Below are 15,172 nucleotides of genomic sequence, written 5' to 3'. Positions count from 1 at the left end.
AATGAAGTATGTAAATAAAGGAATAAGAAAAAAAGATGCTATGGCATTATTAACTGGTAAACCAGTATATACTGAAGATTTACTTCCAGCTAATGCACTTGTTGTAAAACTTCTTAGAAGTCCTCATCCTCATGCTTTAATTGAAGATATTAATACAGATATAGCAAGCAAGATTCCAGGTATTGAATGTATTTTAACTTATAAAGATGTTCCAAATTCAAGATTTACAATGGCTGGACAATCTTATCCTGAACCAAGTCCATACGATAGGCTAATTTTGGATAAGAGACTTAGATGTTGTGGAGACCCCGTTGCTATTGTTGCTGGAACTAATGAAAAGTCTGTTGATAAAGCTATAAAACTTATTAAAGTTAAGTATGAAGTTTTAGATGCAATATTAGATTTTAGAGAAGCTAAAGACAATAATATTTTAGTTCATCCAGAAGAAAATTTTAAAACATTATGTGATGTTGGAGCTGATAATAAAAGAAATATCTGCTCAACAGGTGGATTTGAACATGGTAATGTAGAAGAAGAATTTAGTAAATGTAGCCATATAATAGAACAAACTTATCACACTAAAGCAAATAATCAAGCTATGATGGAGACATTTAGAACATTTACAGAACTTGATACTTACGGAAGACTAAATATAACAAGTTCAACTCAAGTACCTTTTCATGTAAGACGTATATTGGCAAATGCATTAAATATTCCAAAATCAAAAATAAGAGTTGTTAAACCAAGAATAGGTGGAGGTTTTGGAGCAAAGCAAAGTGTTGTTTCAGAAGTTTTCCCTGCAATAGTTACATTAAAGACTGGAAAACCAGCAAAAATGATATTTACAAGAGAAGAAAGTATGACTAATGGAAGTCCAAGACATGAGATGGAAATAAAGGTTCGTTTAGGTGCTGACCACAATGGAATAATTAAAGCAATTGATATATATACATTATCAAATGCTGGAGCTTATGGGGAGCATGGCCCTACAACTGTTGGACTATCAGCCCATAAGTCAATGCCACTTTATAGCACTCCAAATGCATACAAATTTAATTATGATGTAGTTTATTCAAATACAATGGGAGCAGGTGCTTATAGAGGATATGGAGCAACTCAAGGTATTTTTGCATTAGAATCTGCAATAAATGAACTTGCAGCTAAGTTAAATATTGATCCTATTAAGTTAAGGCAAATGAATATGGTTAAAGAAGGAGATATTATGCCAGCTTATTATGGAGAAAAGGCAAATAGTTGTACTTTGGATAAATGCTTACAAAGAGCTAAAGAGATGATTGATTGGGATAATAAATACCCATGTAGAGATGTTGGAAATGGAAAAGTAAGATCTGTTGGAGTAGCAATGGCTATGCAGGGTTCTGGAATATCATTAATTGATACTGCTTCAGTTGAAATTAAATTAAATGATGATGGATTTTATACTTTAATGATTGGGGCATCTGATATGGGAACTGGATGTGATACAATATTATCTCAAATGGCAGCAGAGTGTTTAGATTGTAACATTGATAATATTGTAGTTCATGGTGTTGATACTGATCAATCTCCTTATGACACAGGTTCTTATGCATCAAGTACAACTTATCTTACAGGAATGGCTGTTGTTAAAACTTGTGAAAGTTTAAAGAAAAATATGCTTTTAGAAGCTTCAAAATTATTAAATTGTAATGTTGAAAATCTTGAGTTTGATGGAGAAAGAATTTTTTCATTAATAGATGAAAAAGAAATATTACTTAAAGATTTAGCAAATAGAAGTTTAGTTGGTGGAAGTAAAGCAATAAGTGCAAGTGAATCACATTATTCAGAAGTTTCTCCTCCACCTTTTATGGTTGGAATTGTGGAAACAGAAGTGGATAAGTTAACAGGAAATGTGGATATAATTGATTATGTTGCAGTAGTTGACTGTGGAACTATAATAAATCCAAATCTTGCAAGAGTTCAAACAGAAGGTGGAATAGTTCAAGGGATAGGAATGGCTTTATATGAAGATATAAAATACAATAAAAAAGGTCAAATGATGAATAATTCATTTATGCAATATAAAATTCCAAGTAGATTAGATGTAGGAAATATAAGAGTTGAATTTGAAAGCAGTTTTGAGGAAAGTGGGCCTTTTGGAGCAAAATCAATTGGAGAAATTGTTATAAACACACCATCACCTGCAATAGCTCATGCTGTTTATAATGCAACTAAAGTAAATGTAAGAACACTTCCTATAACAGCAGAGAAAATAGTTATGGGGATGATGAAAAATAAATTATAAAAATTTTTTAATATCTTTATACAAAATAAAATTATAAAAAGAATTAATTAAAATATTAAGATTAGAAAAAATAATAGAAATATTAGGTATAAAAGAGAAAATGAAATAAATTCAAACTATTGATAAAATAAGTTTTCGTGTTATAATACTACGTATATAATAAAAAACGGACTCGTATATAATCGGTAATATGGACCGGAAGTTTCTACCTACTAGCCGTAAACTAGTGGACTACGAGGAGTTGTACAAGGTATGATATTGTATCTAAGGACAGCACCTCAGCTTTTGAGAGGTGCTGTTTTTTTATAAGTATAACTTCTATTATAGTCAATAAAATTAAAGTACACTTTTTTTATTTGAGTTCAATTTAGTTTTCTATATAAATATACGTAATATTACAAATGACAATAAATAACATTATAAACAATAAGGAGATGAAGGAATGAAAAAAGAGAGTACAAATGCTACTGAAGTTAACTTAATTTATGGTGTTGATGATAACTTAGGATTATTTAAAAAAATATTATTTGGATTTCAACATATATTTGCAGCATTTGGTGGAATAATAGTAGTTCCACTTGTAATATCAACAGCACTTGGCTTTGATACAAAAACAACTACTGCATTAATTAGTGCATCAATATTAGCATCAGGTCTAGCAACAATAATACAGGCTAGAGGAATAGGTAAAGTTGGTTCTAGAGTGGCATGTATTATGGGAACAGATTTTACTTTCGTATCACCAGCAATTTCAGTAGGCTCAGTACTTGGACTTCCAGGAATAATAGGAGCAACAATTTTAGGATCTTTATTTGAAATTATATTAAGTTTTTTTATAAAGCCTTTGATGAAGTTTTTCCCACCTCTTGTTACAGGTACAGTTGTAACATTAATTGGATTAACACTTCTTCCAGTTTCAATAGATTGGGCAGCAGGTGGTGTAGGTGCATCAGATTATGGTAGTTTAAAAAATGTTTTAATAGCAATGTTTGTTTTAGTAATTACACTTATATTAAATAATTACGGAAAAGGAATAATTAGTAGTGCATCTATATTAATTGGTATAGTAATTGGATATATTGTTTGTATTCCAATGGGATTAGTTGATTTTACAGCAATAAAAGAAGCAAGATTTTTTTCATTCCCAAGAATATTAGAGTTTGGAGTTACATTTGACATAAAGTCAGTAATAGCATTTATTCCAGCTTATTTTGTAGCAACAATCGGAACAGTTGGTTGTATAAAAGCAATAGAAGAAACTTCTAACATATCTGGAGATGATAAAAGAGTTGCAGGTGGAGTATTAGCAGATGGTGTAGGTAGTGCACTTGGTGGATTTTTAGGCTCATGTCCTAATACATCATTTACACAAAATATAGGAATTATATCATTAACTAAAGTTGCTAGCCGTCATGTTGCTGTTATGGCAGGTATATTATTAGTTATATTAGGATTTTTACCAAAGATTTCTGCAATAATTACTGCAATACCAAGTCCGGTTTTAGGTGGAGTTGGAATTATGATGTTTGGAACAGTTGCGGCAGCTGGAATTAGAACATTAAGTAATGTTAAACTTACAGAACGTAATTTACTTATAATTGCAATATCAATGGGATTAGGTCTTGGAGTTACTTTTAGACCAGAGGTTATAAGTCAGTTACCAGAATCATTAAAAATGATATTTTCATCAGGAATTTCTACGGGAACAATAGTTGCACTAATACTTAATATAGTATTAAAAGATAAAAGCAAAAATAAAGAAGTTATAGATTAGAAGAAAATTTAGAAAAATATTAATGAACATAAAAGATGATTAATTTATAGATAGGGGAGATAAGTATAATGGAAATTTTAAAAGAACGTATATTAAAAGATGGAAGAGCATTAAGCGATACTGTATTAAAGGTTGATTCATTTTTAAATCATGGAGTAGACCCAAAGCTAATGTATCAAGTAGGAACATATTTTAAGGAATATTTTAAAAATCACGGAATAACTAAAATATTTACAATAGAAAGTTCAGGAATAGCACCAACAGTAATGACTGCAATGCAAATGGATTTACCAATGGTTACATTAAAAAAACAAACTTCAAAAATTTTAAATGGTGAAGTATATCAAACAACAGTACATTCTTTCACAAAAGGATCAGACTATGAGTTAACATTATCTAAAAAGTACATAAATGAAAATGATAAAATATTAATAATAGATGATTTCTTAGCAAATGGTGAAGCAGCTCTTGGAGCTATAAGATTAGTTGAGGAAGCTGGAGCTAAAGTAGCTGGAATAGGAATAGTAATAGAAAAATCATTCCAACCAGGAAGAAAAATGTTAGATGAAAAGGGATATGATGTATATTCATTAGCTCGTATCTCAAAACTTGGAGAAAACTTAATTGAATTCAAAGAAGATTAATATCATTAATTTAAAAGTTTTATAAAATAATAAATTTATAATTATTAAAAAGATAACTAAAAATTTTTAGTTATCTTTTTGTTTTAATTTATATTTTTTCATTATAAATTTATGACTAAGTTTTTATGCTTAGTCTTTTTTTATTTTTATAAAACTGCATATATACATATTAGAGATATTTTTATTGAGAGGGGTAAGTATGATGAGAAAATTTATTATGGGATATTCACAAGAAAAATTACTTAATAAAAATCTTGATATAAAAGATATTATGATAATAGATTTCATAGTTAATTTTATTAAAAGTGGAAAATTAGTATATAGAAATATAGATGGAAAAGACTATTTTTGGATAAAGACAAAACTTATAATAGAGTGCTTACCTATACTTAATATATCAAGTAAGGAAATGATTAGAGCAAGGCTTAAAAAGTTAATAAAGCTTAATATTTTAGAATGTAAGCTTGTAAAAGAAGAAGGAAACTATACTTTTTATACTATTGGAGAAGGGTATTATGATTTAAAAAGATTAGATAATATTTCTGAAGAAAATAATGGAGTATGTAAAGAGAAAGTTATCGAAGATAATTTAGATAAAAGTAATATCGAATTAACTTTAGAAGCTGATAAAGATTATGACGAAGAAGATGAAGAAAGAGGTTATGAAAAAGATAGTAAAAAAGAGTATGAAGAAAATTATAAAGAAAATATAGATGAAATTAATAAATGTTATATAAGGAAAAAGAAAATAAACATAGATGTTAATAATAAAAAATTAGATTTTAATAAAAGGGAGTTTTTTTGCCTTAAAGAAACTGACTATAACATTAATAGGGTATATAAATTTAAAACGTCTGATGTCGTCTTAAAAGTAGAAACAAAAAATAAACAGTTTAATAATAATAAAGAAAAATATAATAAAAAAATATATACAAAAAAGTTTTGGATATATAAATACTTTTTAAACGGTTATTAGCTATAGATAATTTCTATAAAAATAAAATTATAAAATTTATTCAAAAATAACTGTATAAAAATTAATAAAATAAGGTATAATATGAATAATAATGCAAAAAATTTATATAATATATATATAAAGATAAATAATTATATTATACGGAGGGAATTTTATGAAATTAAGTTCAGGGGATTTAGTAAGATACAATTCAATATATGGTATGGAGAATAATAAATGCAGTATATGTAATAGAGATACTTATTACATGGATTATTGGTGTAATAATCATAATTTCTATTCACCAGAATGTGAAGATAAGTATTATAATTGGTTAAATAGAAAGTCTAATAACATACAAAGATAAAACCAAAACCTCCTTTTATTAATTTAGGCATGTTAAGTTATAAATTTATATTTATGTTAACAAATATGTAAAATTATTGAAAGGTATAAAATATAAGATTATTATAAAATAAAGAGATTATTATAAACTTATTTGAATATTATAAAATTTCAAAATAAGGTTGTTAATTATTTATGTAAATTTATACAAAAGATTATTTGAAAATAAAAGGGGGCTTATACTATGGATATTATTCTATATTTTTTACCTGCTGTAGCGGTTATAGGGGGAATAATGTTATTAGTTGGATTTAAGAGCAAATTTAATAAGTTAACATTAGTTCAAAAGTTAGGAATTATTTTAGTTGAAATAGGCGTTATTACTCCAGCTGTAATTGATTTTGCAACAGGATTTATGCAAGGAGTTATTAAATGTGCAGAATCTTTCTAGTAATTTTACAAACTATTTTTATCAAATTAGTCGGAATTAATTATTGACATGCTAAAAAAAATAATATATCATAAAATCAATTAAAAACGGAATTTAAATGCGTTGAAGATGGAAAGTAGATAATATAAGTTACTACAGAGAATGGTTAGTTTGCTGAGATAACCTGTAAGGAGTATTATTGAAGTGCCCCTCGGAGCTTAAAGGTCGAATTATTTAGTAGATTTTTATGGGAACTCCCATTATAGAGTTAGAGTATATTAGTACTTGAAATTGAGATGGATATTTTATTATCTAATCAGAGTGGAACCGCGGAATTTAACCTTCTGCCTCTGTAATTTTACAGAGGTGGAAGGTTTTTTATTAATTAAATATAAATGCATGTACTTTCCGATTTTAATTATAAATAAATTTGTTGGCCAGCAAATAGAAAACTAAATTTAAAGGAGAAGAAATATATGATTAATTTTAATTTAATTTTATCAATAATATTATCAATATTATCAATTTATATTATTTACATAGTTAGAAAAAAGACAAATAAGTTTTCATTTGCAACATTAACAGCACTTACTTTAGGATTAGTACTTGGAGTTATATTTAAAGAGAATATTTTATTTTTAGATGTAGTTGGAAAAGGTTATATGTCATTAATTAAAATGATAGTTGTACCATTAGTTATGGTTTCTTTAATAACAAGTATAGTAAGACTAAAAAATTTAGATACATTAAAGTCAATTGGAGTTAAAACATTTATTATATTGCTTGGAACAACAGGTATAGCTGCATTTATAGGAATTATAATAGCTAATTTATTTCATGTTGGAGAAGGATTGAAATTTGTTGGAAGTACTGATTTTACAAGTCGAGAAATACCTGGATTTTCAAAGGTTATATTAGATATGCTTCCATCAAATCCTATAGCTGCAATAGTTGATAATAAAATAATACCAGTTGTAATATTTTCACTATTTATTGCAGTAGCACTAGTTATAGAAGATAATTTAAATCCAGAAAAAACAAAACCATTTAAAGATTTTATTTTATCTTTTTATGATATAGTTCTTAGAATTACTAAAATGGTTTTAAGTTTAATACCTTATGGAGTATTTGCACTAATTGCAGTAGCTGGTGCAAAAAATGGAATAGATACTATTAAATCATTAATAGGAGTTATATTGGCTGTTTATATATCAGCATTAATTCAAATGGGTGTGGTTCATACAGGATTAGTTGCATTTATAGCAAAGAAAAATCCGTTTAAATTTTTAAAAGGAATCTTCCCAGCACAAGTTGTAGCTTTTACAAGTCAAAGTAGTTATGGAACATTACCTGTTACAATTAAATCTTTAGTTGGAAATTTAGGAGTTAAAGAAGAAATTGCAAGTTTTGTAGCTCCACTTGGTTCTACAATAGGAATGAATGGATGTGGAGGACTTTATCCAGCAATAGTTGCAGTTTTTGTAGCTAATGTTTTTAATATAGAGCTTACTCCTTATTCATATGCTTTAATAATTATTACAACAATAGTATCTTCAATAGGGATTGCTGGAGTACCAGGTGCTGCAACTATGTCAACAACTGTTGTACTTGCAACCTTAGGTCTTCCAATTGAAGGAATGGCAATGGTTATTGCAGTAGACTCTGTAATTGATATGATAAGAACTACAACAAATGTAACTGGTTCAGCAGTTGCGGCAGTTGTAGTTAATGAGACAGAAAAAAGGAAAAATAAAAATATAGCAAATATAGAAGTAGTGAAAGAAATATAAAGAAATTATACGAGCTTTTTTATTTTAAAAAGCTCGTATTTTTATATTTTTACTATAATAAATTTTTAGTAATTAATAAAGTTGTGTAAATAAAATGTCAATTCTTAATAATGTGCAAATATTTACATAAGGTAATAGTTTTTTTGCTTTAAAGAATTATAATGAAGTAAAGAATACAAAAGGTTTTAAAGGGAAAATATATTTTGAAAGGTAAGGGATGTTATATGAAAAATTTAAGAAAAGGAAATTATAAAAATTTAAGTTTACTTAAAAATAAAAAGCTTAATAAAAAGGAGATAGATAAGAGTACTTTAATTAAAATTGGTGCTATAGCTGGTGCTGCAACAGTAGCTGCCATAGGAGCTAAAAAACTTAAAAAAAAATCAAAGGTAAAAGAAGAATATAAAGTAACATATGTAAATTATGAAGATAGAAAGGTTTATTTTGTAGGTGGAGGTATTGCTTCACTTGCAGGTGCAGCTTATCTTATAAGAGATTGTAATTTCAATGGTGAAAACATTCATATTTTTGAAGGAATGAATATTTTAGGTGGAAGTAATGATGGAATAGGAACTCCAGAGGGTGGATTTGTATGTCGTGGAGGTAGAATGTTAAATGAGGAAACTTATGAAAATCTATGGGAACTATTCTCTAGTATACCTTCATTATATATGCCTGGTATGAGTGTAACCGAAGAAATATTAAATTTTGATCATTTACATCCAACTCATGCTCAAGCTCGTTTAGTAGATAAAGATGGTGTTATTTTAGATGTTAAGAGTATGGGATTTACAAATGCTGAACGTATGGCACTTGGAAAACTTATGATGATTGATGAAAAGAAATTAGATGACCTTACTATCGAAGATTGGTTTAAGTATATGCCACATTTCTTTGAAACAAATTTCTGGCATATGTGGCAAACAACATTTGCATTCCAAAAGTGGTCTAGTCTTTTTGAATTTAAACGTTACATGGGACGTATGATTTTAGAATTTTCACGTATTGAAACACTAGAAGGGGTTACACGTACTCCTTATAATCAATATGATTCACTTATCCGTCCGTTAGAAGCTTATTTAGATAAATATGGAGTTAACTTCCATACAGATACTGTCGTTACTGATATAGATTTTAAGGATGGAGAAGGTATAACAGTAAGTAAGATACATGTAAATGAAGATGGAACTGAAAAAGAAATTGAACTAAGTGATAATGATGTTTGTATTATGATAAATGGATGTATGACAGATTGCGCAACTTTAGGTGATTTAAATACAGCTCCAGAATTTAATTCAGCAAATCCAATATCAGGAGACCTTTGGAGAAAAATAGCAGTTAAAAAAGAAGGGCTTGGAAATCCAGAACCATTCTTTGGACATCCAGAACAAACTAATTGGGAAAGTTTCACAGTTACATGTAAAGGAAATAAAATGCTTAAACTAATAGAAGAATTTTCAGGGAATATTCCAGGAAGTGGTGCTTTAATGACATTTAAGGATTCAAGTTGGCTTATGAGTATAGTTGTTGCAGCACAACCACACTTTGTAAATCAACCAATTGATGAGACAATATTCTGGGGATATGGATTGCATACAGATAGAGTTGGAGATTATGTAAAGAAACCAATGCGTGACTGTACAGGTAAAGAATTATTAACAGAACTTATTTATCAATTACACATGGAAGAACATTTAGATGAAATAATGGACAGCGTAGTCAATGTAATACCATGTATGATGCCATATGTTGATTCACAATTCCAACCACGTAAAATGAGTGATAGACCACAAGTTGTACCTGAAGGATCAACTAATTTTGCTATGATTAGTCAATTTGTTGAAATACCAGAAGATATGGTATTTACAGATGAGTATTCAATACGTGCAGCAAGAATTGCTATATACAAATTATTTAATGTAAAAGATAAAAAGGTATGTCCAGTAACTGAATATAAGAAAAATCCTAAAGTGTTAAAGATGGCATTAAAAACTGCTTATAGAAAATAAATTAAAAAATAATTTGAAAATATACTAAAAATATATATAATATATAGAGCTAAGTAATACTAAATATAGTGCTGTATTATTTAGCTCATTTTAATTATGCAAAAATTTTATTAAATTTATTTTATGAATACAAAAATGGTGTATAATATGGAAGAAATAATAAAAAATATGATAAGGAGGTAATAAATTTAATATGAAAGTGTTTTATAGAGTAATAGCGACTATTGGTTATGGATTGTTGGCAGGTATTGGAATAAATTCATTCTTAACTCCTGCTAAAGTATATTCTGCTGGAGTTACTGGATTATCACAGTTATTATCAGCAACTGGAACTGATTTTTTAGGAATTAATATAAAGATTTCAACTTGGGTATTATTAATTAATTTGCCACTTATATTTTTATCATGGAAAAAGCTTGGAAAAAAGTTCACTTTTTATAGCCTTTTAGCAGTACTTTCATCATCATTCTTTATTAGAATAATACCATCTTATAAGATTACAGATAACATACTTTTGGCATCAATTTTTGGGGGAATACTTACTGGAGCAGGAGTTGGATTTTGTTTTAGATTAGGTTTTTCAACTGGAGGAACAGATATTATAATACTTGTAATTCAAAAAATGACAGGTAAATCTGTTGGACAGCTTGGATTTATATTAAATGGAATTATATTATTTATGGCGGGAATAATGTATGGTTGGGAAATGGCATTATATAGTTTAATTTCAATATATGCTACTACAAAAGTTCTTGATTTATTCTACATTCAGCAATATAAATTAACCGTTAATATATTTACAAAGAAGGAAAAAGAAGTTGTACAAGGATTACTTGAAAACAACTTGCGTGGAGTTACTGTAAATGCTAATTTGCGTGGTGGATATACTAACGAAGAATTAAGTTCAATAGTTACAGTTATATCAAAACAAGAACTATTTTTTATAAAAAAAGTAATTTTAGATATAGACCCAGATGCATTTGTTAATGTTCAACCAACAATTGAGGTTATGGGTAAATTTATAGATAAATCTTTGATATAGTAATTTCTAATTAAAAATAAATCCCTAAAAGTTTTACTTTTAGGGATTTATTTTATATTGTTGCTACTTTAGCATTTACTCCATCAAGATTATTTAATTTATCTTTTAATTCATTAATTTCGTCTTGATTTTCATTAAGTAAGTCTAAAATTATAAGACCAGATTGAGAGCATGAGTTTGTGCTAGCTTCATGAAGACCAAGTCTTGTTTTAATTATACATCCATGTTTAGTTAAAAGCTCTTGAACTTTTGGTGCAATTTCATTTCTTGGTGAAATTTTAATTAACATAATTGAAAACATACGCTACCTCCTAATATGTATTTAATATTAATCTTATCTTTAATATCTTTCTATAGTATTAACAAAAATCCTTTATTTAATTATGTAAATAATAATAAAACAATCAATTAGATAAGCAATATAATATACAAATTGTAACATAAAGGTTAAATGTTTAAAAATATTTTAAAATTATTAGTAAAATTAGGTATAATAGTAATATAATTTAATTATATTAAATTTTATAGTTAAAAAATAAAACCAAAGGTAATAGAGTACTTATGAAGAGAAGAGAAAAGAAGATTATTTTATTAATAATTTTTTCTGTAATAATAGGAACATTAATTATATCGGTTACATTAATTTATAAAAACAAAGAAAATAAGCCTTATATAGAAATTAAAAATAAAACATTAATTGAAATTAGAAAGTATATTGAAGATAGAGATTACAATAAGGCTGAAGGGAAAATTAATAGCCTGTTAAATAATAAAATTATGCAGGAATTATTATGTGGAAATGAAAAATTTATATTATATAATTATCTAGGTATTATAAATTTACAACAAGGAAAATTTTTAAATGCTATAGTTAATTATGAAAAATCAAATAAATATGCTGATAAAAGTAATAAATTAAAATCACTTATAAATATAGCAATATCTTATAGAAATATTGGTGAATATGTAAAAAGTTCAGAGATGTTACTTAAGATTTCTAAGGAAAAAATATATGATAGGCAGGAAAGTGCTTATATTAAAGCCTATTCATTACTTAATTTAGCAGAAATACATTTAAGGGTTGGAAACTTTAGGGAGTTTAAAAATGTTCTAGACAATTCATATCAATATATTAATTATATATCTCCTGAATATAAAGATGATATATTAATTATTTATTATACATATGTAACTTTAGACAATATAAATAATGGGAAGTTAGATGAAGCAGAAAAATGTTTATCTAAAATTAAAGAGTTGCAAAAAAGAAATAAAAGAATAGATTTTACTGAATTAGATGTATTAAGGCTTAGAGCTATTGCAAATTTTTACTTAAAAAAGGGTGAAGATAAAAAATCAGAAGAGTATTTTAAAAAGTTAGAAATAGAGGCACATAAAGAAGGGGAAACATACTTAGAACTAGAAGCTTTAGGTAAAAGAATAGATATTTCAAAGAAAATAAATAAACAACAGTATATTAGACTTTTAAAAAAATATTATGATAGAGAAGAAGAAATAGAGCAGCTTGATAATTCTCAATGTAAATATCATTTAAATAATAAATTTATTGAAGAAATTAATAATTCGATGAATAAGGAACTTTGGAAGTCTATATTAATACTTACTGTTTTATTTTGTATATTAGTATTTTTATTAGTTAAAAAGGTAAGTAAATCTGAAAAGGAATCTATGAAAGATCCATTATGTGATATTTATAATAGAAGATTTTTAAATAATTATATGGAGAAAATAAATAAAAAGGACATTCCAATATCTATACTTATGATAGATGTTGATTATTTCAAACTTTATAATGATAATTATGGTCATCAAAAGGGGGATTTGGTTTTAAAAACAGTAGCAAATGTTTTAAAAAGAAGTTGTAGAAAAGGTGATGTAGTTGCTAGATATGGTGGAGAAGAATTTTGCATTGTATTGAAGAAAACATCAAAAGAAGAAGCAATAGATATAGCAAGAAAAATAAAATATAACATTAATAAAGAAAATATTTCTCATAATTTTTCAAATGTTGAAAAATTCGTAACTTTAAGTATTGGAATTGCAAATATATATTCTTTAGATCACTTAGGAAGTTCGATAAAATTAGCAGATAAAGCTTTATACGGAATTAAGAATTCTGGACGTAATGGATATATTCATATAGAAGATATGATAAAAGAGGGGTTAGTTGATTAAAACTTAACCATAAATAATGGTTAAGTTTTAATTTTAAGGAGCCTCTTTATATTTATAATTAAATTTCCAGCTTATATTATCCAAATTTGTATTTTTCAAATTAAAAGATTTATTGTTAAATGTAAATTGAACTCTTTTAGCATGGAATGGATAGAAAAATTTAGGTATATCTATTTTATCTAGTATAATTCTTGCAAATGGTGTTCCTTTTGAATCGGTTAACTCTAATTCAAAATCTTTTATTTCTGTTAAAGTTAAATTAGTTCCGTTGTAAATATAACCATCTAGAACTAAAGTATCAGATACTTTATATAGATTATTTACTATTAAATTTACGTTGTTTGCTTGAACAGAAAAATCACTTGTGCTGAAAAGTTTATCTTGAGGTTTAGATTTAGGTTGTGATGCATTAGCTTTAATTGGTATTAAAATCATCGTAAAAATTATAAAAAATCCAAAGATTTTATTGAATTTTGATTTCATTAGTATTCCTCCTTAATTAGATATATATAGTATATAAATCAAGTTTTTCTATCTTTATATAGTATTGTTTGCTAAAAAGAGGAATTTATACTAAATAAATTTAAAAATTTATAAAAATAAAAGACCTCCGTAAATAACGAAGGTCAATTAGAAAGGGTTTAATATAAATTGCTAAGGTGTGATCTTAACAATATTGGGATTGGGGGGAAATAATTTAAATTTTAAATTATTTTATTGGGTATTATAATAATTGCCATATAATCAATAAAATATTCAAAATATAAAAAATTTTTTATAAATCTACAAGAGCACAACCTTGTACTGCGTTTAAATTATTTTTAATACAGTAATCTAGTATATCTTTACTTTCAGCACCAGGTTGTATAAGTATATTTTTAATTCCTAAAGAATTAGCTTCTTTTATGTATTTAAGTCCTTCAGCACTATTTATGCATAAATCAATAGCTTCTATTTTATAAGGAACTTCTTTTAAAGATTTAAAAATTTTATTTCCACCTTTAGGATGTACACCATTAGCATTAAGTCCATTATTTTTAAGCTTTTTTAATATTTTATGTGCATATTTTGATTCATTAGAGACATCTCCAATAACAACCCAATTATTAAAAGTTCTAAAAATTTCTACGCTCATAAAAACATCTCCTTTTTAAAGTTCAGATGTACAATGAGGACATCTAGTAGCTTCAATATTTATTTCAGTAAAGCAATAAGGACAATCTTTTGTAGTAGCTTCTTCCGTAGCCTTTTCTTTTCTAAAGGCTCTATCTTTAATTTTATTTAATTGTCTTATTACTATAAATATAGAAAACGCGATTATTAAAAAGTTAAGTATATTATTTAAAAATATTCCGTAATTAATAGTGGCTGCACCAGCTGCTTGAGCTGCTTTAAGTGAATCATAGTGTTTACCACTTAAGTTTATATATAAGTTAGAAAAATCAACTTTACCAACAAGAGAACCAACAGCAGGCATAATAATATCATTTACTAAAGAAGTAACTATCTTTGAGAAAGCACCTCCAATAACAACACCAATAGCTAAATCAACAACATTGCCTCTCATTGCAAATTTTTTAAATTCATTCCACAAAACAATCTCTCCTTTCTTTTTATAATATTGTATCCTAATTAAATATAAATAATAGTAATGTATTAAAAAATTATCACAAAATTTTTAAAAAGGTAACAAATTATTAAAA

Annotated in this window: 14 protein-coding genes, 1 riboswitch and 1 other annotated feature; of the genes, 10 read left to right on the top strand and 4 right to left on the bottom strand. The window is 26.6% G+C overall.

Features of this window, described 5'->3' with window-relative positions; genetic code table 11:
- The first annotated feature begins 1 nt into the window (after position 1).
- The 9 genes from AC4FQ1_RS06980 (at position 2) to AC4FQ1_RS06940 (ending at position 11,273) form a co-directional block, all read left to right on the top strand.
- Entirely contained in the window at positions 2 to 2,284 is a 2,283-nt protein-coding gene (locus AC4FQ1_RS06980; protein WP_303130554.1) for a xanthine dehydrogenase family protein molybdopterin-binding subunit, read from the top strand.
- Between the two features lie 152 nt (positions 2,285 to 2,436).
- A riboswitch (purine riboswitch) is annotated at positions 2,437 to 2,538 on the top strand.
- A 188-nt stretch (positions 2,539 to 2,726) separates the two neighbouring features.
- The gene (locus AC4FQ1_RS06975) at positions 2,727 to 4,058 is read left to right on the top strand and encodes a uracil-xanthine permease family protein (RefSeq protein WP_491169311.1); all 1,332 of its coding nucleotides are present in this window, start codon (positions 2,727 to 2,729) and stop codon (positions 4,056 to 4,058) included.
- A 68-nt stretch (positions 4,059 to 4,126) separates the two neighbouring features.
- Positions 4,127 to 4,702 carry a xanthine phosphoribosyltransferase gene (locus AC4FQ1_RS06970; RefSeq protein ID WP_303130556.1) on the top strand — a complete coding sequence of 192 codons (576 nt, stop codon included), beginning with the start codon at positions 4,127 to 4,129 and terminating at the stop codon, positions 4,700 to 4,702.
- Between the two features lie 199 nt (positions 4,703 to 4,901).
- Positions 4,902 to 5,678, top strand: a complete 777-nt coding sequence (locus tag AC4FQ1_RS06965) for a hypothetical protein (RefSeq protein ID WP_491169310.1) — start codon at positions 4,902 to 4,904, stop codon at positions 5,676 to 5,678.
- A 154-nt stretch (positions 5,679 to 5,832) separates the two neighbouring features.
- Positions 5,833 to 6,024, top strand: coding sequence for a hypothetical protein (locus tag AC4FQ1_RS06960; RefSeq protein ID WP_491147912.1), 192 nt, complete (start codon positions 5,833 to 5,835; stop codon positions 6,022 to 6,024).
- Positions 6,025 to 6,246: 222 nt separating this feature from the next.
- Positions 6,247 to 6,453: a hypothetical protein gene (locus AC4FQ1_RS06955; protein ID WP_303130562.1), complete on the top strand. Its 207-nt coding sequence runs from the start codon at positions 6,247 to 6,249 to the stop codon at positions 6,451 to 6,453.
- A 93-nt stretch (positions 6,454 to 6,546) separates the two neighbouring features.
- Positions 6,547 to 6,787, top strand: a binding site (T-box leader).
- Between the two features lie 121 nt (positions 6,788 to 6,908).
- Positions 6,909 to 8,222, top strand: a complete 1,314-nt coding sequence (locus AC4FQ1_RS06950; protein ID WP_491169309.1) for a dicarboxylate/amino acid:cation symporter — start codon at positions 6,909 to 6,911, stop codon at positions 8,220 to 8,222.
- A gap of 224 nt (positions 8,223 to 8,446) precedes the next feature.
- Positions 8,447 to 10,231: an oleate hydratase gene (locus tag AC4FQ1_RS06945; RefSeq protein WP_491169308.1), complete on the top strand. Its 1,785-nt coding sequence runs from the start codon at positions 8,447 to 8,449 to the stop codon at positions 10,229 to 10,231.
- 193 nt (positions 10,232 to 10,424) lie between these two features.
- Complete coding sequence (locus AC4FQ1_RS06940) at positions 10,425 to 11,273, top strand: YitT family protein (RefSeq protein ID WP_303130796.1); 849 nt, start codon at positions 10,425 to 10,427, stop codon at positions 11,271 to 11,273.
- Between the two features lie 52 nt (positions 11,274 to 11,325).
- Here AC4FQ1_RS06940 and AC4FQ1_RS06935 read toward each other — a convergent pair whose 3' ends face one another.
- Entirely contained in the window at positions 11,326 to 11,574 is a 249-nt protein-coding gene (locus AC4FQ1_RS06935; RefSeq protein WP_303130795.1) for a CPF_0552 family protein, read from the bottom strand.
- Between the two features lie 260 nt (positions 11,575 to 11,834).
- Here AC4FQ1_RS06935 and AC4FQ1_RS06930 point away from each other — a divergent pair, with 260 nt between their 5' ends.
- Positions 11,835 to 13,469, top strand: coding sequence for a diguanylate cyclase (locus AC4FQ1_RS06930; RefSeq protein ID WP_491169307.1), 1,635 nt, complete (start codon positions 11,835 to 11,837; stop codon positions 13,467 to 13,469).
- Positions 13,470 to 13,502: 33 nt separating this feature from the next.
- On the opposite strand, the gene AC4FQ1_RS06925 is transcribed toward AC4FQ1_RS06930, so the two are convergent.
- The 3 genes from AC4FQ1_RS06925 to mscL form a co-directional block, all read right to left on the bottom strand.
- Positions 13,503 to 13,952 carry a hypothetical protein gene (locus AC4FQ1_RS06925; protein WP_491169306.1) on the bottom strand — a complete coding sequence of 150 codons (450 nt, stop codon included), beginning with the start codon at positions 13,950 to 13,952 and terminating at the stop codon, positions 13,503 to 13,505.
- A gap of 292 nt (positions 13,953 to 14,244) precedes the next feature.
- Positions 14,245 to 14,604: a CoA-binding protein gene (locus AC4FQ1_RS06920; RefSeq protein ID WP_491147904.1), complete on the bottom strand. Its 360-nt coding sequence runs from the start codon at positions 14,602 to 14,604 to the stop codon at positions 14,245 to 14,247.
- A 15-nt stretch (positions 14,605 to 14,619) separates the two neighbouring features.
- Positions 14,620 to 15,063 (bottom strand): large conductance mechanosensitive channel protein MscL, encoded by a 444-nt coding sequence (gene mscL / locus AC4FQ1_RS06915; protein ID WP_491147903.1) that lies wholly within the window; start codon positions 15,061 to 15,063, stop codon positions 14,620 to 14,622.
- Positions 15,064 to 15,172: the final 109 nt, after the last annotated feature.

This window comes from Clostridium sp. TJA020 (assembly GCF_058310295.1).
Note: the sequence above shows the minus strand (reverse complement) of the source record. Positions and strands in the feature narration are given on the sequence as shown.